The 21,084-nt window shown below is 66.4% G+C and carries 13 protein-coding genes; 6 read left to right on the top strand and 7 right to left on the bottom strand.

Annotated elements, in window-relative coordinates; all coding sequences use genetic code 11:
- Genes O6X71_RS03710 through O6X71_RS03695 form a run of 4 tightly spaced genes read right to left on the bottom strand, consistent with a single transcriptional unit; the run spans position 1 to position 8,715 of the window.
- Positions 1–3,360: a cellulose synthase subunit BcsC-related outer membrane protein gene (locus O6X71_RS03710; RefSeq protein WP_353464503.1), complete on the bottom strand. Its 3,360-nt coding sequence runs from the start codon at positions 3,358–3,360 to the stop codon at positions 1–3.
- Positions 3,357–7,709 (bottom strand): UDP-forming cellulose synthase catalytic subunit, encoded by a 4,353-nt coding sequence (bcsA, locus tag O6X71_RS03705; RefSeq protein WP_353464502.1) that lies wholly within the window; start codon positions 7,707–7,709, stop codon positions 3,357–3,359. The genes O6X71_RS03710 and bcsA overlap by 4 nt, the downstream gene beginning before the upstream one ends.
- Positions 7,706–8,422: a cellulose synthase operon protein YhjQ/BcsQ gene (locus O6X71_RS03700; protein ID WP_353464501.1), complete on the bottom strand. Its 717-nt coding sequence runs from the start codon at positions 8,420–8,422 to the stop codon at positions 7,706–7,708. Before O6X71_RS03700 ends, bcsA begins: the two co-directional genes overlap by 4 nt.
- Positions 8,422–8,715, bottom strand: a complete 294-nt coding sequence (locus O6X71_RS03695; RefSeq protein WP_353464500.1) for a hypothetical protein — start codon at positions 8,713–8,715, stop codon at positions 8,422–8,424. The genes O6X71_RS03700 and O6X71_RS03695 overlap by 1 nt, the downstream gene beginning before the upstream one ends.
- Before the next feature lie 635 nt (positions 8,716–9,350).
- On the opposite strand from O6X71_RS03695, the gene O6X71_RS03690 reads away from it, so the two are divergent.
- From O6X71_RS03690 to O6X71_RS03680, 3 genes are read left to right on the top strand one after another with little or no spacing between them, the layout of a single operon-like run.
- On the top strand, positions 9,351–11,033 hold the full coding sequence (locus tag O6X71_RS03690) for a ShlB/FhaC/HecB family hemolysin secretion/activation protein (RefSeq protein WP_353464499.1): 1,683 nt from the start codon (positions 9,351–9,353) through the stop codon (positions 11,031–11,033).
- 56 nt (positions 11,034–11,089) lie between these two features.
- Complete coding sequence (locus O6X71_RS03685; protein ID WP_353464498.1) at positions 11,090–13,900, top strand: filamentous hemagglutinin N-terminal domain-containing protein; 2,811 nt, start codon at positions 11,090–11,092, stop codon at positions 13,898–13,900.
- Between the two features lies 1 nt (position 13,901).
- Complete coding sequence (locus tag O6X71_RS03680; RefSeq protein ID WP_353464497.1) at positions 13,902–14,624, top strand: L,D-transpeptidase; 723 nt, start codon at positions 13,902–13,904, stop codon at positions 14,622–14,624.
- A gap of 146 nt (positions 14,625–14,770) precedes the next feature.
- On the opposite strand, the gene O6X71_RS03675 is transcribed toward O6X71_RS03680, so the two are convergent.
- Complete coding sequence (locus O6X71_RS03675; RefSeq protein ID WP_353464495.1) at positions 14,771–15,487, bottom strand: prolyl hydroxylase family protein; 717 nt, start codon at positions 15,485–15,487, stop codon at positions 14,771–14,773.
- Positions 15,488–15,760: 273 nt separating this feature from the next.
- Between O6X71_RS03675 and O6X71_RS03670 the strand changes: the two genes are divergently transcribed.
- The 3 genes from O6X71_RS03670 (at position 15,761) to O6X71_RS03660 (ending at position 18,841) form a co-directional block, all read left to right on the top strand.
- On the top strand, positions 15,761–15,952 hold the full coding sequence (locus tag O6X71_RS03670; RefSeq protein ID WP_353464494.1) for a hypothetical protein: 192 nt from the start codon (positions 15,761–15,763) through the stop codon (positions 15,950–15,952).
- 93 nt (positions 15,953–16,045) lie between these two features.
- Positions 16,046–16,489 carry a hypothetical protein gene (locus O6X71_RS03665; protein ID WP_353464493.1) on the top strand — a complete coding sequence of 148 codons (444 nt, stop codon included), beginning with the start codon at positions 16,046–16,048 and terminating at the stop codon, positions 16,487–16,489.
- A gap of 183 nt (positions 16,490–16,672) precedes the next feature.
- Complete coding sequence (locus O6X71_RS03660; protein WP_353464492.1) at positions 16,673–18,841, top strand: histidine kinase dimerization/phosphoacceptor domain -containing protein; 2,169 nt, start codon at positions 16,673–16,675, stop codon at positions 18,839–18,841.
- A 4-nt stretch (positions 18,842–18,845) separates the two neighbouring features.
- Here the strand turns inward: O6X71_RS03660 and O6X71_RS03655 are convergent, their stop codons facing one another.
- A complete protein-coding gene (locus tag O6X71_RS03655) occupies positions 18,846–19,763 on the bottom strand; it encodes a hypothetical protein (RefSeq protein WP_353464491.1) in 918 nt (305 codons plus the stop codon).
- Positions 19,764–19,853: 90 nt separating this feature from the next.
- Positions 19,854–21,059 (bottom strand): MFS transporter, encoded by a 1,206-nt coding sequence (locus O6X71_RS03650; protein WP_353464490.1) that lies wholly within the window; start codon positions 21,057–21,059, stop codon positions 19,854–19,856.
- Positions 21,060–21,084: the final 25 nt, after the last annotated feature.

Raw genomic sequence — 21,084 nt, 5'->3', positions numbered from 1 at the left:
TCATTTGGTTCCCCCCAGGGACTGGCGCAATTCGAAAGTCGATCGGTAGTCGTCATAGGTCCCGAACGTGTTCGCGCTGGCCGAAGCACCGATGCGGGTATTCGGGCTCAGGCGATAGAATAACGATCCGTCCGCCGAAAAGGCGAAACCGGTGTTGCTCAGGCTGTCGTAATAAGAGCGGACGTCCGTGTTCCGCGCCTTCAACGCATCGAGCGCGGCCTGCGCATTCGGATCGGTCGGATAGATCGGCGCACGATCCTGTTCGAAGCTCTGATAGCCCGGCGCGACACCCAGGCGCCCCTCCCACCGTGTCGAATTATACGCATAGCGGATCGGCAGGCTCATGCTGAGGAAGCTCTGCGGGCTGAAATAGCCGCCATGCCCGTAGGTGAAGTAGTTCTGGTTGTTGTCGAACGCCTGCCAGTTGAGGTTCAGGCCGCCGGTCAGCGTCGAATGCCCGTCGCGGTAGAGCGGCAGATAGCCACCGGCATTCGCCTGGTACCCACGGTTCTGTCGGACGTTCTCGCCGGTATAGCGATAGCCGGAGACATCGGCATAGACGCCCGTCCCTTCGTCGTCCCACGATAGCGACGCGCCGCCGCCGGTCCGCATGACTTGGCCCCAGCGTTCACCCGTGACGGGATCGCGCGTGCCGGCATAGGACACGACGCTGTCCGTGACCGGCTCGCGCTTGACCCAGCCTTGCGCCGACACCGTACGCGAGATCTTGGGTTTCCCGGTGAAGCCCCACGTCACTTCGGTATTATCGAACCCGATCGGCGTCGATCCGACCTCGATCCGGACGCCGGGGCTGTCATATGATGCCGCGACCGCGACGCCGGACGCGTGTTGCGTATCCGCCTGCGTCAGCACGGAAGGCAGAGCGTTGACGATGCCTTGCGCCTCCGGCGTGGCGTTGCGGCCGAAGCGTGCAAGCGCGGAGCCGGTCGGGCGTCCGGAGTCGATCACGACCGGTGTCGCCGAGACGGAGACGCGACCGCCGGCGACACCCGTGGAGAGCGTCGCGGTACCCGACAGTTCACGCATCTCGCTCAGGCCGGTCTCGCCGGAGCGTTCGCGAAAGCCGAGCTTCATTTCCGCACGGGGGCCGGTGTCGTCGCTCAGCCGGGCGATATCGTCGCGTAGGCGGAGGAGCGTTGCATCGCCGCCTGCAACGCCGGCCTGAGACACCGCGCCGTTCGAGGATGCGTAGCCGCCCGACGCAAAGCCCGTTGGTGCCGGAACACCGGGTGTGCCTGCGCCGTATCCGGGTGCCACGGTGAAAGCCATTGGCGCCGAAGACCGTCCGGGCGTCGAAGCCGCAATCGGCCCGGCGCTCAACGCGAACGGGTTTGCGGCGACGACGGGCGCCTGTTCCGCCTGGCGGAAGGGATTGCCCGAGCCCATGCCTGCGGCGAACGGATTGGCCCCGGTCAGCGTGGCACCGGTGCCGGAGCGCGCGGCATAGGCCGTTTCGGCGCGGCGCAGATAGCGTTTCGCTGCCCCTCGGTCACCACGGGCCTGCTCCATCTGACCGGCAGCGGCGTAGATTTCGTAATCGTCGGGATAGGCCGCGAGCGCGCGGTCGACGGTGGCGGTGGCGACGTCGTGATTGCCGCCGGCCCCTGCGCTGCCGATCAAGCCGATCAGCGCGCCCTTGTCCCGTGGATTAGCGGCGAGCACCATCTGGTAGGTCTGGGCCGCCTGCGACGGCATGTTGCCCGACTGGTACAGCCGACCGAGCGCGCCCAGCACGTCCGCATTGCCTGGCGACGCGGCCCATGCCTGTTGCAGCAGGTCGAATGCCTGCGCGTTCTGGCCGGCCAGCCGCATTCGGTCCGCCTGCGACGACGCGGCAATCCCCTCGAGACGCGCGATTGCCGGCGCGGCGGAGGCGGACCCCGCCGACGCGGTCCGCGCGCGATCGATTGCGCTGGCGACCGCGGCATCCTGCCCGGTCCGTGCCAGCACGCGGACGATCGGCTCATAGTCCGCTGCCGTCGCGGGGCTTGCGGCGAGCGCGCGCTCGGCCAGCGGGACGGCGCCGGCCTGATCGCCGAGATCGTTCAGACCGCCGGCGATCGACGCCAGCGATGCCGCGCTCAGCGTCGGGGTCGTGCCGATCTGGCGCAGCGTCGCGATCGCCTCGCCGCCACGGCCCTGTGCCGCGATCGCCTTGGCACGCGCGACGGCGGCATCAACGGCGATCTGTGCCTCGAACCGGCGGATCGCGGGTGTCTTCTGCGCTTCGGTCAGTCGCGACAGCAACGACGTCGCCTGCGCCTGTCGGCCGCGTTCGTTGTGGAGCATCGCCGCAGCGTACAGTGCGTCGGCGGTACCGATCGTCTGGATCGACTGGATCAGCGCCTCGGCCTCGGGCGCACGGCCCTGCCCGATCATATACCGCGCATATTCGTAGCGGATCCACGGGTCCGCCGGGTCGAGCATAAGCCCGCGTTGGAACAGGGCATCGGCCTTTGCCGGATCGCCGTGTGTGGCCGCCTGCAACGCGTCGTTGCGCACCACGCGGCTTTCGAGCTGGGCTGCACTGCCGCCGGCGGATCCTGCTTGCCGTGCGAGATCGGCCGAGTCGGCATAGCGACCCTGGCGTTCGTAGATGTCCGCCAGCAACGCCAGTGCGGGGCCGCGATCCTTGACGCCGGTACGCGCGAGCGCCTCGGCCTGGGTCTGTGCGCCGACGACATCGCCGGCCGCGAGCCGCGCGCGGGCGTCGTCGAGCCCGGCGTAGAATTGCGCGGATGCCAAGGCTTCCGACCAGCGCGCCCGGTTGCCGCGTGCCGAAGCGCGCGACAGGAGTTCGGCGGACTCGGCGAAGCGCGACTGCCGTAGTCGGACGACCCCCAGGCCGCCTGCCGCGTCAGCGTCGTTGCGGTTGTTGGCCAGCGCGGCCTCGAACTGGCGTTGCGCCTGGGCGAGATCGCCCTGTTCGAGCGAGCGGAAGCCTGCCGCGCGGGAATCGCCGCCGCGGTCGGATGGCGTCGGTGCTGCTCTGCGTGCGGGGGCTGGAGTTGGAATCGTCCGCGATGCGGTGGCAGGCGCGGGTGCGGGACCGTTCATGCTCGCCGGAGCCTGCGCGGGCGCCCTGCTCGGTCGTGCGGCGGGTGCCGCAGCCGGGGCGCTCGACGTCGACAAGGCGCGACGGGCCTCGGCGTTCGAAGGATCGATCGCGAGAGCACGGCGATAGGCGGTCCGCGCGAGGTCGGCCCGGCCACGCGACTGCCAATACCGCCCTTGCTGGACGAGCGCGCCGACACCGGCAACCTGTGCCACCGCGGGCTGGACGAGGAACGGCGATGCGATGCCCGCGGTCAGCAGAGCGAGCGTGGTGAAGCGGATCATGCCGCGTCCTCCGACCCGAGCCGGCGACGTTGCTGGCGCACCAGCAGCAGGTACAACGGCCCTGCCAGCAGCAGCGCGATCAGCAGCCCACTGAGCGCCATCAGCAACGGCCGCTCGCTGAACCACCAGCCGATCCGCATCCACACCGGCAGCGATCCCGACCAATAGGTCTGGCCCACCGCAAAGCTGCGCATGCCTTCGCCATTGGTCACCGACAGGTCGCCCTGGACCTGCGCGTTGATCCGCTGTTCGGCGAGCCCCTGGACCAGTTCGGGCAGGTCGGCGGTATTGGTGCTCATCACCGCCACCACCGTCCGCGCCGCATCATAGGGCGAGCGAAAGCTGACGAAGCCGTCGAAGCGCTCGGCCGTGGTCAGGAACGCGTTGGTCTCGCCGACGTCGCTCGCGCCATAGGGCGAGACCAGCCCGAAGACGCGCTCGATCGGATTGCGTTCGACCACGCGCAGTCTGCCATTCTCGATCCGCACCGGCGCACCGGCGAACAGCGCGGATGCGCCGGCGGTCCGTGGAATGCCGATGACCAGCACGTCATGGCCTTCGAGGCGATCGCCGTCCGAGGCCTGCGTGACGGTCACGCCCGTCGTCGCGGCACCGGTCGAGTCGCCGAACCGGCCCATCATCGCCAGGAACGCCTCGACGATACCCAGGTCGGGCGAGGCGGGGACGACGACGACGGTCTCGGCAAGGTCGGGACTGATCGTGAACGGATAGCCTGCGTTCGCGAAGGTCGCGAGGCTCGGCATCCGCTGCGCATGATAGGCGTGCGTCAGGTCGATCGCGCTGTCCGGGTCGATCGCGACATGGACGTTCTCGGGCAGCGTGCCCTCGCACTTCTTCTTGGTGCCGAGGATCAGGTTGTAATCGAAGATCAGTTCGTTCTGGCCGAACAGATTGTAGTTCGGCAGTTCGACCGTGGCGCGAGCCTGGCTCGACGATGCGCCGTCCTGGCCGCCGATCAGCGCCTGCCACCAGGCTGCGCCGGCGAGCGGGAGCGTTCGCAGATACTGGTTGTTGATCGAGATATCGAGGCGCGAAGCCCGACGGTCGAGCCACGTCGCCGACGGATAGCGATAGCGCAGGTCGAGCGATGCACCCCCGCGCGGCCAGAAGAACAGGTCGGGCGCGGTCCGGAAGGCGGCAGTCAGCGGACCTGGTGGCAGGCCGACGCCCTGCAGGGCGCGGGGGTCCATGATCTCGCCCAGTTTGACGGCGCGGTCGGAGCGGAGCCAGCGGGGTGCGGCGTAGCGCGCATAGGTCGGGATGCGGACACCGTCGAACGACGCCGCGGCTCCACCGATCGTGCCGCGGCCGGTGGCGAGCGCGGCGGCGGCAAGCTTCAGTTCGCGCTCGTCGCGCCCCATCACCAGCAGCAGTTGGCCGAAACCGTCGAACGGATTGCGGATGACCTGTGCCGATGGCCCGGCGATCGTCGGAACGTAGCTGCCAACCAGCATGCCGGGACGCAGGAACACGATCGCGTTGCCGCGCGGGATGCGGCCATAGCTCGGCTTGAACGCGAACCCGCGATAGCTGGCCAGCCGTCCGAACCAGGATGCGACGCTGGCCGCGGCCTCGAGTTCGCCGTTCGACGGCGCCGCACCGAACACGAACGGCAGGTTGAGCGGCAGATTGTCCGCGCGATCGAAGAATGGTGATGGCAGCCGTGCAAGGTCAGGCCCGAGCGGGAGACGCTGGATCGTCAGGTCGAGCGCCGAGCGCGTATTGCTGACGTTCGCCCAGAGCGAGCTGTGGAACGGATCCTCGCAATCGCGGGTGTAATGACCGATCAAGCGCAGGTTGAGCTGGTTGTCGCCCGGCAGGAACAGCGCGGGATTGACCGCCATGGTGAGCTGCTGGCCGCCGGCACCGTCGGGCGTGAGCCGAACCGTGCGGACGACTTCGCCGTTCAGGATCACGACGAACTGGCTCAGGTCGGGCAGTAATGCCGGCGACCAGGCGAGTGCCAGCGTCAGATTCGCGGCGGTCACGACCTCGTTGCTGCGGAGGCCGAACGGGATCGCGATCTCGCCGCGGGTGCCGGCTAGGCGGATCGCGCTACGGATCCGCAGGTCGCGCAGTGTGAGACGCTCCTGGCGGATACCGCCCGGTGCTTCGGGTGCAGACACCGGTATGGCCGGCGCCTGAGCCGCGACCGGCTGCGGTAAGCCGACGCTCATCACCAGCGCGGCGGCGGCCAGCGCGGCGGTCACGGCCTTCAGCCGGGTGCGCTCGCGGCGACGTTCGGCGCGGTTGAAGCCGAGCAGGCGTTTCAGCGTGACGAGATCGACGACCAGGATGTCGCGGAGCGATCGCAGCGTCGAGATCGGAGCGCGGGGCGCTTCCGGTTCCCAGGCATCGTTGCGGCCCATGACGGCGCGGACGAGTTGACGTAATTGAAGCATGTCGAGTTCCAGAAACCGCATAGTGGCCATGTTCTTGTCGACGCGTTGCGTCTGGACGGGGAGCGTGAGGATTTCGTCGCCCATCGGGAGCGCGACGTGGGTGACCTCGCGGTCGGCAAGCGTAACGCCGGGTGGCGCGGTTATCGCGAGCCCGCCCATCGACAGATCGATCGTCTCCGCATCGACGACGTGGCCGTCGGCAAAATAGAGCGTCGCCGGCAACTGGACGGGGATGCGGATATATTCGCGGACCTGCCGCGTCTCGCGCGCGACCGACACGGCAGCGAGCAGGATGACGAGGCTGAAGACCGCCCACACCGTGTTCAGCACCAGCGTATCGCCCTGGATGTTGAACAGATGCGCGAAGAAGAAGTATTTGACGCACCCGAAGGCAATCCCGAACAATACCAGCCCGATACAGATCAGATGCGGGCGCGCGGTCGCGGTGTCGAAATGTGTCTTGTCGAGCAGCGAACCCTTGTCGGTGACGTTGAACTTGCCACCGTGGGGGCGGAACAGCGTGACGACGGTCGGCCGGACGAGGTGGAACGCGAGGATCGTCTCGTACACTTCGCCCCAGAACGGCCGGCGATCGCCGCCCTGCAACCGCCCACCCGAGACCTGCGCGCAGTAGAGATGCGCCGCGGCATAGGCGAAGATCATGCCCGCAGACGCATGGATGATGTTCTCGCCCAGGATCAGATACGCCAATGGGCTGGTCAGGAAGGCGATGCGCGGCAGCGGAAACTGGAAATGCAGCATCGCGTTCAAGTAACAAAACCGCTGCTGCAGGCTGAGGCCGCGCCCGAACAGCGGATTGTCGATACGAAGGATCTGCGTCATCCCGCGTGCCCAGCGAATGCGCTGGCCGATGTGGAGCACGAGCCGCTCGGTCGCGAGCCCGGCCGACAGGCGAATGCCGAGATACGCGGTCGACCAGCCCATCCGCTGGAGGCGCAGCGCGGTATGCGCATCCTCCGTGACGGTCTCGAACGCGAACCCGTTGGTGTCGGCAAGCGCCGCGCGGCGGATGATCGCGCACGACCCACAGAAGAAAGCGGCGTCCCACAGATCGTTGCCGCGCTGGACCGCGCCGTAGAACAGGTCGCCCTCGCCCGGCAGGTCGCGGACCGAGCCCAGGTTGCGCTGGACCGGATCGGGCGAATAGAAGTGATGCGGCGTCTGGACGAGCGCGAGTTTCTTGTCGCGCTGGAACCAGCCGACCGTCATCTGCAGGAAGGCGCGCGTCGGCACGTGATCGCAGTCGAAGATCGCGATCAGCGAACCTTCTGTGTTCGACATCGCGGCGTTGAGATTGCCCGCCTTCGCATGGTTGTTGTCGGCGCGCGTGATGTAGCCGCAGCCGACGGAGCGCGCGAACGCCCGGAATTCTGGCCGGCGACCGTCGTCGAGCAGGTAGACGTGATAGCGATCGCGCGGATAATCCATGTCGAGCGCCGCGAGCACGGTCGTCCGGACGATCTCCAGGCTTTCGTTATAGGTCGGGATATAGACGTCGACAGTCGGCCATTCGTGCGGCTCGCCCTCCGGCTCGACCGACTGGCGATCGAGCGGCCACGCGGTCTGGAGCACGCCGAGCGCGAGGATGACCCACGCGTAGAGCTCGGCGAGGTACAGTCCCATGCCGAGCACCGTGCCCAGCGCACTTTCGAATTCGAGCGTCGCGGTCGTCCGCCAGAACAGATAGCGCGTCGATACGACAAGCGACAGCAAGGCGAGTACCAGCGTCCCACGACGCGACTTCGACCGGCCGAGCACGATCGCGCCCAGGATCGATACGCCCGCAAAGATCCACTGCGACTTGAGGTCGAGCGGCACCGTCACGACGACCAGCGTCAACAGCGCCGCGACGACGATGCCGAGCGTATCGGCGCGAAACGCCTTGCGGACCGATCCGCGGGTCATTCCGCCGGCTCCGTAGCGGCGACGAGGCCGCATCGCGCCTCGATCGCGATGGTCATCGCGGCGAGATCGGGGAGCACGACGCTCTGCTTGGCGTAGCGCGCGATCGGCTGGAACGACGCCAGCGCCTCGTTCACCGCCTCGTCACGGCGGACCGTCGCGATCAAATTATCGCCGAACAGCGCGCGCAAGAAGATCTGCGAATGGCGGGACAATTTGCGCGTGTCGTCGACCTGGTTGAGCACGAAGACGGTCTGTTCGAGGTCGATCGTCGGCGTGCCCGGCTGGACCTTCGCCAACGCCGCGAGCGATGTCGGCTGCGGCACGAGCGTGCACAGGTGCAGCGCGGCGTGTGGCAAAAGGCTGGTCTTCAGCGCGAGGTCCGCAGAGGCAACATCGGCGATCACGATCCGCTCGCTATCGAACGGCGACGCGCCCGACCGCGCGATCAGGCGCCCGAAGGCGCCGCTCTGGACGGCGGCATAGCCCGACAGTAATTCGACCCCGTCGACGACGATGCCTTCGGTCGTGGCATCGGTCATCGCCGGGATTTCCTGCGCGGGGAGCATCCCGAAGAACAGCTTCAATGCGTCGGCGTGCGTGAAATCGATTGCGGAGACGTCGTGCCCCCGTGCGGCCAGACCAAGCGCGAGGCGCGCGGTCAGGAACGTGGTTCCGACGCCGCCGACCGGTGAATGGCACAGTATCAATGGCATCAACGGCGCTCCGTATGGTCGTCGGAAAGTCCGGACAGGAACGCGCGCAGGCTGCCGCCCTGGCGCTGGCCGGAGCCGCCACGCGCCGACATGTCATGGTAATCGCTCAGGAAATTCTTGGCGGGCGCCCTCTCCTCCGTCGCACGGTCGGCACGACCGACGACGCGCTCGTCCTCCAGCAACGCGGCGAACAACGGCCACGGCTCGACGTCGGCAATTGGATCGGCGAACTGGCGATACTGGAAATCGCGCTGTCCCAGTCTCGCTAATAGTGCCTTGGCATCGGGTCGCATCGGGAACTCCTTGTTTCCGGACCCTCGCCTAAAATTCACATCAAATGGTTAATACTAACGGTGATTTATCTACAATCATAAGGATCCACATCGCCGCAAGCGATATAATCGTTGAGTACCGGTGCGTTACACCGAGGTGTCGCAACGAGGATTGAAACACCAATGTGATATCGGCTTATCGGGGGATTACGTTCGCTAGTAAATCGAGCGGAATATGTTCCACACATATCACGCTTACAATCGATATGGCGTTCGAATCATCATGTCGGATTGAGCCAGTTGCTCGCATCACAACGAAAACCGATCCGGTTTTCCAGCAGTTTCGTTGGCAAGGCGGAACCGAGATTGTAAGTTAATGACTGAATAATCAACGTTTTAACTTGCGTTTGATCTGAATTACACACATAGATCAAGTTAGTTGGAATAGGCCAATCGGCGCGACCGTCGCGACGGACCATTCCCAAGTCCAAGCTGCCAGTTCGCATACAGCTACGATTGGAACCGACAATAGTCGGACCATCGTGTCTTTACAGGCTTCGTCCTCGCTTCGGGCGCTCTACCCTTTCCTCGAACGGCTCCCGCTGCTGCGGATGGGAGACCCGTGCCTTCCATCCGCGGTGACTTTCGAGGTGTTCATGTACAAGTCGACCCTTTGGGCGGCCGCGCTTGCGGCTGTGAGCCCGGCTGCCTTGCTGATTTCGACGCAGTCGGCGCAGGCGCAGGTTCCCGTGGGGGCCGGTGGACAGCTCCAGCAGATCCCGCCCGTACCGTTGAACGAGACGCCCGCGCCCGATTTCGGATTCGAGCGCAAGACGCCGGTCGTCGTTGCCGCCACGGGTGGCCCGAAAACGCTCGTCCGGTCGCTGCGCGTAACCGGGGCGACGCTGTTTCCTGAGGCCGACCTGATCGCGGCATCGCAGTTCACGCCGAACAGCGAGCTCGACCTGTCCGAACTGAAGACGCTCGCCGCGCGGATCACCGCCTTTTATACGAGCCGCGGCTATTTCGTCGCGAACGCCTACCTGCCCGCACAGGACGTACGGAGCGGCGCCGTTACGATTGCCGTCATCGAGGGACGCTTCGGCGCAGTCGGCGTCAAGAACGAGTCACGACTTTCCGACAGCGTCGCGAACGGCATCCTTGCCGGGCTCGACGTCGGCGATCCGGTCGCGGTCGCACCGCTCGAGCGCCGGCTGCTGATGCTGTCGGACCTGCCCGGCGTGCGCGTATCGTCGACGCTGAGCCCCGGCACCGCGGTCGGCACGTCGGACCTGCTGGTCGACATCACCCCCGGCCAGACCATCACCGGCAGTGTCGAGGCCGACAATGCCGGCAACCGCTACACCGGTGCCTACCGCGTCGGCGGATCGGTCAACTGGAACAACCTGACCGGCTCGGGCGACGTGCTGAGCCTGCGCGCGCTGACGTCGTTCTCGGGGCTCGCGTATGGTCGCGCGTCGTACCAGGCCCCGATCGGGCAGGTCACGCTGGGCGTCGCGTTCGCGCATCTCGACTATTCGCTGGGCAAGGAATTCGACAGCCTCGACGGCAGCGGCAATGCCGACGTCGCGAGCGTCTATGCCAGCTATCCGCTGATCCGCTCGCGTGACAACAACCTGTACGTGACGCTCGGCGGCGACGTGAAATGGTTCGAGGACAAGATCGGCATCGTCGATGTCACCACGTACCGCCGTGCGCAGGTCGTCACCGCAGGGTTGAGCGGCGACGAGCACGACACGCTGCTCGGTGGCGGCTGGAGCGCCTATTCGCTGAGCTATTCGGTCGGCAATCTCGACATTCGCGGCGCTTATGAACGCTCGGTCGACGCGCTGACCGCACGCACCGACGGCAGCTACGGGAAGGTCCAGTTCAGCTTCGCGCGATTGCAGACGATCGCCGGGCCGCTGTCGCTGTTCGCCTCCGCGCGCGGGCAGATCGCGTTCAGCAACCTCGACATCTCCGAGAAGATGGAGCTGGGCGGCGCCTATGCGGTGCGCGCCTATCCCGAGGGCGAGGCCTACGGCGACCAGGGCTATGTCGCCACCGCCGAGGCGCGGCTGGCGTTGCCGCAGGTCGTGCCGGGTGCGCTCCAGCTGTTCGGGTTCGTCGACGTCGGCGAGGTCGATTACGTCAAGCACCCGTATTTCGACGGATCGAACCACGCGAAGCGCAGCGCGTACGGCGCCGGCCTGAGCTGGGCGGGACCGTACGGGATCGCCGCCAGGGCAACCTATGCCCGCAAGCTCGGCGATGCCGATGCGACGTCAGCCCCCGACAAGTCGGGCCGCGCCTGGTTCCAGCTCTCGAAGACCTTCTGAGCGCACCAGCACCCCCAAAATTCAGCGGCCATCCGCCGCCACCGAGGATACCGCACATGACCCCCATCCCTTCGTCGATCAGAAACACCCGTCGCCCCGCTCCCACCGTCACGCGCATCAAGCGAGGCGGGTTGTTCGGCACGACCGGCCTCGCGCGGTTTGCCTGGCTGATCGGGTTCAGCCTTGCGGGCACGATGGCGGCGCGCCCGGTCGAGGCGCAGACGCTACCGACCGGTGGCGAAGTCGTCGCGGGCCAGGCGAGCATCGCGACCGGCACCAAGTCGCTGACCGTGACGCAGACCAGCGACCGCGCGGCGATCAACTGGCAGTCCTTCTCGATCGGCAAGGGCAAGAGCGTCGTCTTCGAGCAGCCGACCAGCAGCTCGGTCGCGCTGAATCGCGTGCTCGGCTCGGACCCGTCGGTCATCCTCGGCAATCTGTCGGCGAACGGGAAGGTGTTCCTGGTCAACGCGAACGGCATCCTGTTCGGCCAGACCGCCAACGTGAACGTCGGCGGGCTCGTGGCCTCGACGCTGAATATTTCCGACGCCGATTTCCTCGCGGGCAAGAACAGTTTCGCGGGCACGAGCGGCGCGAGCGTGCAGAACGACGGCACGATCACCGCGAAGAACGGCTATGTCGCGCTGCTCGGCGCGAACGTCGGCAACAGCGGCACGATCAAGGCCAATTTCGGCACCGTCGTGCTGGCGGGCGGCGAGGCGATCACGCTCGACGTGGCGGGTGACGGGCTGCTCAACGTGGCGGTCGACAAGGGTGCGGTCGGCGCGCTAATCCGCAACGGCGGGCTGATCCGCGCCGACGGCGGCAAGGTCGTGATGACCGCGCAAGGCGCCGGCGACCTGCTCCACACCGCGGTCAACAATACCGGCATCGTCGAGGCGCGTACGTTGCAGAACCGCGGCGGCACGATCATGCTGCTCGGCGACATGAAGACCGGCACGGTCAGCCTCGCCGGCACGCTGGATGCCAGCGCGCCGGTCGGCGGCAATGGCGGCTTTATCGAGACGTCGGCGGCGACCGTCAACGTCGCCGATAGCGCAAAGGTCTCGACCTTCGCGCGGTCCGGTATGACCGGCATGTGGCTGATCGATCCGCAGGATTACGTCATCGGCGCGGGCGGCAACATCTCGGGCGCGACGCTGTCGGCGCAGCTCGTGACGACCAGCATCACGATCAGCACGATCCCCGCGGCGGGGGACACGACCACCGGCAATGGCGACATCTTCGTCAACGACGCGGTCGCGTGGACCGCGTCGGGCGTGCCGACGACGCTGACGATGAACGCATTTCGCGACGTCAACATCAACGCGCCGATCACCGCGACCAACGGCAACATCGTCGCGTGCTGCGGCCGCGACGTGAACGTCAACGCGGACCTGACCACCACCAACGGCAGCATCCTGCTCAACGCCGGGCGGAACGTGCAGGTGTTTCACGCGATCACGACAACCGACGGCAACATCGCCTTGTGCGCCGGCCATGACGTGATGATCGACGCTGCGGTCACGCTGACCCGTGGCACGACGATTCCGGCGCAGAGCCTCGGCCTGCCAGTCGGCCTCACGCTGATCGCAGGGTCGGACGGCACCGGCCCCGGCGTCAACGGCGGCACTATCGTGTTCTCCGCGCTGTCGCCGCCGACCACGGTCACTGCGGCACCGGTGTCGATCAACTACAACCCCGTTTCGTACACGACGCCGACCGACTTCTCGACCGAGTTCGTGCTGACCGAGGGCGCGGCGATCACCCAGCGGATGCTGCTGTTCCCAACCGCGCAGAAGGTCGCCGACGGCACCAATGCGGCGGTGCTGAGCGGGTTCAACACCAACGGCACCTCGGGGACGCCGACCGGGGTTTCGCTGGTCGCCGGCCCGAATGCGACCGCGACGTTCGACAGCACCGGCGAAGGCACGGGCATCGGCGTCAGCTTCAGCGGCTACACGCTGACCGGCGCGAACGCGAACCAATATGCGCTGGCGAGTTCGTGCTGCGTCGCCGGGTTCCGGACGACCGGGACGATCACGGCTGCGGCACCAGCGCCTGCTCCAGCACCAGCGCCTGCTCCAGCACCGGCGCCTGCTCCAGCACCGGCGCCTGCTCCAGCACCGGCGCCCGCTCCAGCACCAGCACCAGCGCCTGCTCCAGCACCAGCGCCTGCTCCAGCACCAGCGCCTGCTCCAGCACCAGCACCTGCTCCAGCACCAGCACCTGCTCCAGCGCCTGCTCCAGCACCTGCACCTGCTCCAGCACCAGCACCTGCTCCAGCGCCTGCTCCAGCACCTGCTCCAGCACCGGCGCCTGCTCCAGCACCGGCGCCCGCTCCAGCACCAGCGCCTGCTCCAGCACCAGCGCCTGCTCCAGCACCAGCGCCTGCTCCAGCACCGGCGCCTGCTCCAGCACCGGCGCCCGCTCCAGCGCCTGCTCCAGCACCAGCGCCTGCTCCAGCACCAGCGCCTGCTCCAGCACCAGCACCGGCGCCTGCTCCTGCACCAGCGCCTGCTCCGGCACCGGCGCCCGCACCGGCACCAACCCCGACGCCTCCGCCAGTATCCACGCCGTCGCCCACCCCGACGCCGCCCCTCACCCCCGTTCCGAACCTGCCCAATGCTACGCGGCCGTTTCTGGAGGTTCCGCCGGTGACGGTGCGCGTACCGACGCCGCCGACGATCGAGGTCGTCGAGGGTGGCGTGACGTATCCGACGCCAGAACGGCCCGGCACCGTAATCGTAGAAACGCCCGAAACGCCGCAGGTCGTGCAACCGGTCGTCGAACGCCCGTTCGTGCAGCCTACGCCGCCTAACACGCCAGCCGTGCCCAATTATCCGCGGAAGCAGGCGCGTCATTGAGATGATCGGGACCGCGCGGCGCGGCGTCTCGGCGCCCGCTCGCTGGTTTTCGCGCTGGCAGGTACTGCTAGGCTGGGGAATCGTTGCGAGCGGCGGCGCCGTACCGGGCATCGCGACGTCCCCCGCGCCGGCTGCTATTGTCGCGACCGCTGCGCCGGACGATGCCGGCCGGTTCGGCGGCGTGGCAACGTCCGACGACGTGCGCGACACAGTGAACTGGGTGTCGACGTCGCACGACAATCACGCGCTGCCGTTCGTCGTGATCGACAAGGTGAATGCGGTCGTGCTCGCGTTTGATGGCAGCGGCAATTTACGCGGGCGGGCGCCGGCGTTGCTCGGGATGGCACGCGGCGACGCCAGCGTGCCGGGTATCGGCCAGCGTAAGCTCGCGACCATTACGCCCGCCGAGCGCACCACGCCGGCAGGTCGCTTCCAAGCCTCGCTAGGACGCGATTTCGAACAGGATATCCTGTGGATCGACTATGATGCCGCGCTGTCGCTGCACCGCGTGATCAAAGGCCGACGCGTCGACGATCGCGCCGGACGGCTCGCATCGGCGACGCCGAGCGATAACCGCATCTCATATGGCTGCGTCAACGTGCCGCCGGGATTTTACGATGATGTGGTGAAGCCGCTGTTCACCGGCACCGTCGGAATCGTTTATATCCTGCCTGAGGTTAACCCGTTGCGGAGCGTGTTCGCCGTGCCGGTCGGAGCTAATTGACCGAACTCTCGATCCTCCCCCGCCAGGGGGAGGTGGCTGGCGCTTGCCAGACGGAGGGGGAGGACACGGAACGGGCATGATCGTGCCCTCCCCCTCCGTCGCCTTCGGCGCCACCTCCCCCTTGCGGGGGAGGATCAAACGTTACGTCACTGGCACCAAGGCCGTTCGCGGTACCATTTCGTCAGGACGTACTTCACGCCCTGCTCGACCGGCATGCCCTGGTGAAGCGATCCCAGGTTCGGCGCGCCATACTCGTCCATGTTGTTCCAGATCACGAGATTGCCCGCTTTCGGTGCGATCATCACCCCCGCGGTCGGGTAGTTCGTGCGTCCTCCAGCCTCGGGCTCGTTGAGAAAAGTCATCGCCGACCAAGTCCGCTGGCCGCCCATCGTCACCTGATCCAGCCAATAGGGCTGTTCGGTGTCGAAGAAGTCGTGATGCGGCTTGAACTCCTGCCCGACCGCGTAACGCTGCCCCTGCAACGCCTCGCCGTATTGCGGCTCGAGTCCCGTCAGCAGGTCGAGCTTGGTCTCGACCGCGGTCACGGGCGCCGGGCCCGGATAGAGGTAGCACGTCTCGCTGGTGCGGTGCGGAGACACCGGGGCATCGCCCACGACCGGCGACGGCACGCGATTGGCCTCGATGAGCGCGATTATAGCGGCGCATTCGTCGAGCGTGAGAAAATCGCGAACGATGTAAAGCTCCACGCCGTTCGCCGGCATCCGGACAGCGCCGGGATAGCACAGGATCCGATCGCGCACCTGCTCGGCGGAGTTCGCCCTGCCAAGCGCCTCGATTTGACCATCGCGACGATCGGTGGATCGCACGTCAGAATTGGCGCCCGGGTTGTCAAGATTAGTCATAAAGTCCGCAATACTCACAAGAATCACGATATGGATTATGACTTGGATCTATAAAGCAGGTTAAGTTTCGTACAACGTGCATCCTTATGAGATAACCGACGTTTATCATGTACGACCAACATAGGTTAGGCCGGTTGCGCGACTACATCGCGAACCTCTGCCCTCATGGATGCGCATAAGTCGCACCTACCGAAGAGTTCGGGAACATCCCCCGCTCCGCTGCCGGCGTGAGCCTTGGGTGACGCGATTGAACGACATCGGCGGAGACTTACCATGAACACGCGTTATCTCGTGGGTGCGGGACTGCGATCCGGCACGCGCGCACCCCTGGCGGATAGGCCGCGCTCGACCGCCGCATTCCAGCGTGGCGCTGCCTGCGCGCTGGCGACGGCGGTTGCTGCGGAAGCACAGGACCAGCGCGTCTCGCAGCGGATCAAGAACCGGGACACCGAACGCTTTCGGTAGGCACTCGCGGGTCGCGCGCCGGACGCTCGACCCACCAACGCTTCCCCAAATCTGCTCTTGCTCGTCCTCGCGCCTCGCGGGGCCAGGATAGTCATGTTCAAAAATCTTCTCGCCGGCGCCGCCGCGGCGTTCCTCGCGATCATCCCGCAACCCTCGTCCGCGCAGACGGTGGTATTGCCGGGCGCGCTCCTGCTCGCCGGCTACCGCGCGACCTGCGGACCGGTCGATACGATGATCCAGCCGATCAATGACATCGCGGCCGCTTACAAGGGTCGCATCATCCTCCACCCGCGCGTCCTCGACCTGCCGCGCGCGCAGCAACTCTTCTGGTACACGCACGAATGCGCGCACCAGATCTTCGGTCCGGGCGAAGCCGCTGCGGATTGCTGGGCGGTGCAACAGGGCAAGATACAGGGCTGGCTTACACGAGACGAACTGTCGAAGCTGGGCGGAACGATGCGCTATTATCCAGGTGACGCGACGCATACCGACGGCGCGGCGCGGGTGGTTGCAATGGACGCCTGCTTCGCGCGATAGTCCAGCGATCGCGGCGTATAATGGAAACTCAAGACTGTGGCGCTAGTTCGGTATCGACAACGCAATAACTACTTCCGGCTGATCCAGGTCGTTGACAAGATCCTACCGACGGCTTCTGTATCGTTAGGGTAACGATACGGCCCATTACGGTGTCGGATCGCCTCCGTCTGGATTGCACACGCCATGCCTGGTTCTCTACCCGAGGCGATAGACGGCGGTGCACGATCGCACGGCCCGGACGTTTCTGCCTGCGACCGCGAACCGATTCACCGGCCAGGATCGATCCAGGCGCACGGCCTCGTCCTCGTCACCGACGCCTGCACCTTCAAGATCATGGCGGGCGCGGGCGAGATCGAAAAGTTGCTGACGCCGCATTGGCTCGGCGCGAACCTCGACGAGTTGCTCGGGCAAGCCGTCTCGATGCAACTGGCCGCCAGGCCCAACGCTAGCACGGTCGTCCTCGCGCGGGTCATCGGTATCGAAACGCCGTTCGATGCGATCGCACACCGGGTGTCGAACACGATCGTCGTCGAACTCGAGCCGGCACCCACAGCGATGCCCTCCCCGATCGACGTGCTGGTCGAGATGGAGGAAGCGGCCGCGACGTTCGAACAGGCGTTTGGCCTGCGCGAACTGTGCGAACGCGCCGCCAGGACGTTTCGCCAGTTGACCGGGTTCGACCGGGTGATGCTGTACCGCTTTCTCGATGATGACGCCGGGGTCGTCCTGGCCGAGGACCGCGATCCCGTGCTTGGCAGTTTCCTGAACCAGCATTTCCCGGCGTCCGACATCCCGAAGCAGGCGCGCGCGCTGTACGTGCGAAACCGCGTCCGCATCATTCCCGACATCGCCTATGAACCGGCATTGCTCCGTCCCGCCGGTGCGACGCCGCTCGACATGAGCGATCTCGCGCTGCGTAGCGTATCGCCGATCCACCTGCAATATCTCGCCAACATGGGCGTCGCGGCGTCGGCTTCGGTGTCGATCGTGCGAGACGGCGCGCTGTGGGGCCTTGTCGCCTGCCACCATCCGACGCCGAAGTTCCTGCCACTGCATGTCCGCATGGCCTGCCGTGCGCTCGCCGGGAGCCTTGCCCGCCAGATCCGCGCGAAGGAGGATGCCGAACTCTACCGCGAACGCATTCGCCTCCGTACCGCGGAGGACGCGGTCGTGCTGCGGCTCGGCAGCGATATCTCGCTCGCCGGCTTCTTCGCGACCGCGGGCGACGACATGTGCCGGATGCTGGGCGCCGATAGTTTCGCGGCGGTTCGCGGGACCGAATTGTTCGTCGCCGGCCGCTCGCCGCGCCATGACGACATCCGCGCGGTCGCCGCTCATGTGATCGATCTCGGCCGGGCGCTGCCCTTCTCGACGGATCGACTGTCCGAACAGCTGCCGGCCGCCACCGGTTTCCAGGATCTCGCCAGCGGCGTTCTTGCGGTGACGATGTCGACCGACGAGCCGACGATCCTGATCTGGTTTCGTGCCGAGCAGATTGAGGTGATGAACTGGGCCGGCAACCCGCACAAGGATCTGGGCGTCGATCCTCACATCCCGTTGACACCCCGCGCCTCCTTCGAAAGCTGGAGCGAGGCGGTTCGCGGCCGATCGGTACCTTGGACCTTGTTCGAGATCGAGGCTGCCGGGCGCCTCAAGCGCACCATGTTCGACGCGCGCCAGAACCGCCGCCTGTTCGAGGTGAACCGCGAATTGACCGCGACGATCGCCGACAATGAGAGCCTGTTGCTGCAGAAGGACTATCTTATCAAGGAGGTCCACCACCGCGTCCAGAACAGCCTGCAACTCGTCTCCGCGTTCCTCGGCCTTCAGGCGCGAGCGGTCGGCGACGACGTGCTGACCGCGCATCTTGCGGAGGCGCAGCGTCGGCTCTCGGCGGTCGCGATGGTCCACCGCCGACTGCATTCCGACGAGCACGTCCAGGCGGTCGATCTGGCGCGGTACATCGGCGACCTCTGTACGGAGATAAAATCGACGATGGACCGGTCATGGGGCGGCCAGATCGAGCTCGAACTCGCGCCGATCCTGATCTCCACCGATCGCGCGGTCAGCGTCGGGCTGATCCTGACCGAACTGGTGATCAACGCCAACAAATATGCCTATGCCGGCGCGTCGGGACCGATCACGATCGCGCTAGAACAGCATCGCAACCGCTTTCGCCTGATCGTCGCCGATCGCGGTCGTGGGAAGGCGAGTTCCGGGACGGGGTTTGGGTCCCGGATGCTCACGTCGATGGTCGCGCGGCTGTCCGGCACGATCGAGGAGGCCGACAACGATCCCGGCCTCCGCGTCACCATCGGCGCGCCGATCGCCGACGACCCGCCGCACGCCTGATCCGCTACTCGGTCGAGCCCGTATGCATCAGGTGACGCACGTCGTCCGCGACCTGATTGTTGGCGCCGAGCTGCTCGATCAACTGCGCCTGACGGCTGCCCCGCAGGCCGGCCGTCGTCAGCTGCTTGTCGCGGACATAGGTGTAGACGCCGCTGACCGCGAACGCCTGGACATGCGCGATGTTGGCCTTCTGCGCGCCCTGCGTGGCGACGAAAATGTCGGACTCGAAGAATGCGCGGCGTGCGAGCGGGCTCTCGAAGGCCAGTTCGATCACTGCGATCAGCGCACGCTCGGCCGGCACGAGGTGGTCGACGTTGGGTGCGGGCGGCGCGGGTTCGGCGTTGTCGTAGCGGTCCGGCACGTGCAGCCGCAGTTTCAGCACCGCAGGGTCAGCGGCAAGCGTCCGGGCAAACCCGGTCATGAACGTACCGAACGCGTGCGCATCGTCGCCCGCCGCGCCGAAGTGGACGTGGATACGGTCGAAGCCATCGTCGCCATTCGGGATCGGATCCGCGATCCGGTCGACCAATGTGCGCGATCCGTTGGGCAGCGCATAGGCGACGGTCGCTGCGAACATGTTCTGTTCGTCAGCGAACAGGATGTGGCTCGCGGCGTTGAAGACGTCCTGGTCCGCCTTCGAGGCGAAGCCGATCTCGACCCCGCCGTCGAGTTCATAATCCGCGAAGGGCGCGATACCGTCGATCACCGGCCAGAGATGCGCGTCCTGCTCGCGGTCCAGGTGGTTCTGGACGTACCAGCCGAGCCCCGAAATGCGCGAACACAGCGGACCATGGACGTCGCGCCAATAGGTCGCGAACACCTCGTGCGGCACGCGAGGGCGGCGCAGAACCGTCGTGTAGCTGTTGATGACGATGCTGGCATCGCGCTGTGCATAGTCGGTCGTGGTCGAGGCTTTGGGCATGACTGGGTTCCTGATGACGGAAGGGTCGAACGCGCGAAGACAGAAAGCAGGGTCCGGCGGGTGCGCAAATTCCCGCATGAAAACCGATCGTTACGCGATGCTCTGATGTTTCAGCCGGTTGACTACCGGCGTGACGAGCACCGCAAGGATCGCAATCGCGGCGGCGACATAGCCGACCGCACCGAGCCCGAGATGCTGGATCACCGAGCCGCCGATGATCGCGCCGAGACCGATGCCGGCATTGGCCATCGACACGTTGAGCGTACCGGCCAGTGCCTGCGCGTGGCTCGCCGACTGCATCACGCGGACCTGGCAGATCGGGTAGAGCGCGGTGTTGGCGATGCCCCAGACGGCCAACGCTACCGCGAGCCAGGCATGCGAGCCCGCGACCAACGTCGTTGCCGCCATGCCGACCGCCAGCACCAGCGACGTGATCGCCGTCACCAGCAACGGCCCGCGGCCGACGAACTGTCCGCCCAACCAGTTGCCAGCGAGACCGACGATGCCGAAGCCCATCAGCCACCAGCCCACCTGCCCCGCCGGAATGTGCGCGATCTGCTCCAGCGTGTCCGCGAGATAGGTATAGGCGGTGAACATCGCGGTAAAGACGATCACCGACAGCAGGACGTTGCCGAGGAAATACGGGTCCTTCAGGATGCGCGCCTGTTCGGCGAGCTTGACGCGCGCGGGGCGTGCCAGCGTCGGCATCACGACCAGCAACAGCACCGCCATCAGCAGCGACAGTCCCGACAATCCCCAGAACGTCCCGCGCCAGCCGAAGGCGGTCGATGCCAGCGTCCCGAGCGGAATGCCGAGCACCATCGCGCCGGAAATCCCGAGATAGACGTTGGCGACCGCCTTGCCCGCCTTCTCGGGCCCCGCGAGTTCGCCCGCGGTCTCGCTTGCCGTCCCCCAGAATACCGGCAGCGCCAGCGCGGGCAGGAACCGCGCGACGCCCAGCACCCAGATATCCGGCGCGGCCGCGGCGAGAGCGTTGGCGCCTGCGAAGATCACGAGGATCACGACGAACAGCCGCTTGCGCTCGAAATGCGACAGCATCGCGGTCAGGAACGGGCCGGCGAGCATCACGGTGAACGCGAACAGCGTCACGAGTTGCCCCGCAACGGTGATCGAGATGCCGAGATCGCGCGACAGGCTCGGGAGCAGGCCGACGATGATGAACTCGGTCGTGACGATCACGAACGCGGAGATCGCCAGCAGCAGCACGGCCAAGCCATGCCCTGCGGACTTGGCGCTGGGTGGCGCGGCATTGAGAGGACGAACGGGGGACGACATTGGCAAACTCCTGTAGCTGCCGTCT

Source organism: Sphingomonas faeni, assembly GCF_040407505.1.
GTDB lineage: Bacteria > Pseudomonadota > Alphaproteobacteria > Sphingomonadales > Sphingomonadaceae > Sphingomonas > Sphingomonas faeni_E.
Note: the sequence above shows the minus strand (reverse complement) of the source record. Positions and strands in the feature narration are given on the sequence as shown.

What these genes read in the sequence shown, in the direction of transcription:
- O6X71_RS03710 (WP_353464503.1), bottom strand. Translation starts at nt 3,360, where the DNA reads ATGATCCGCTTCACCACGCTCGCTCTGCTGACCGCGGGCATCGCATCG.
- bcsA (WP_353464502.1), bottom strand. Translation starts at nt 7,709, where the DNA reads ATGACCCGCGGATCGGTCCGCAAGGCGTTTCGCGCCGATACGCTCGGC.
- O6X71_RS03700 (WP_353464501.1), bottom strand. Translation starts at nt 8,422, where the DNA reads ATGCCATTGATACTGTGCCATTCACCGGTCGGCGGCGTCGGAACCACG.
- O6X71_RS03695 (WP_353464500.1), bottom strand. Translation starts at nt 8,715, where the DNA reads ATGCGACCCGATGCCAAGGCACTATTAGCGAGACTGGGACAGCGCGAT.
- O6X71_RS03690 (WP_353464499.1), top strand. Translation starts at nt 9,351, where the DNA reads ATGTACAAGTCGACCCTTTGGGCGGCCGCGCTTGCGGCTGTGAGCCCG.
- O6X71_RS03685 (WP_353464498.1), top strand. Translation starts at nt 11,090, where the DNA reads ATGACCCCCATCCCTTCGTCGATCAGAAACACCCGTCGCCCCGCTCCC.
- O6X71_RS03680 (WP_353464497.1), top strand. Translation starts at nt 13,902, where the DNA reads ATGATCGGGACCGCGCGGCGCGGCGTCTCGGCGCCCGCTCGCTGGTTT.
- O6X71_RS03675 (WP_353464495.1), bottom strand. Translation starts at nt 15,487, where the DNA reads ATGACTAATCTTGACAACCCGGGCGCCAATTCTGACGTGCGATCCACC.
- O6X71_RS03670 (WP_353464494.1), top strand. Translation starts at nt 15,761, where the DNA reads ATGAACACGCGTTATCTCGTGGGTGCGGGACTGCGATCCGGCACGCGC.
- O6X71_RS03665 (WP_353464493.1), top strand. Translation starts at nt 16,046, where the DNA reads ATGTTCAAAAATCTTCTCGCCGGCGCCGCCGCGGCGTTCCTCGCGATC.
- O6X71_RS03660 (WP_353464492.1), top strand. Translation starts at nt 16,673, where the DNA reads ATGCCTGGTTCTCTACCCGAGGCGATAGACGGCGGTGCACGATCGCAC.
- O6X71_RS03655 (WP_353464491.1), bottom strand. Translation starts at nt 19,763, where the DNA reads ATGCCCAAAGCCTCGACCACGACCGACTATGCACAGCGCGATGCCAGC.
- O6X71_RS03650 (WP_353464490.1), bottom strand. Translation starts at nt 21,059, where the DNA reads ATGTCGTCCCCCGTTCGTCCTCTCAATGCCGCGCCACCCAGCGCCAAG.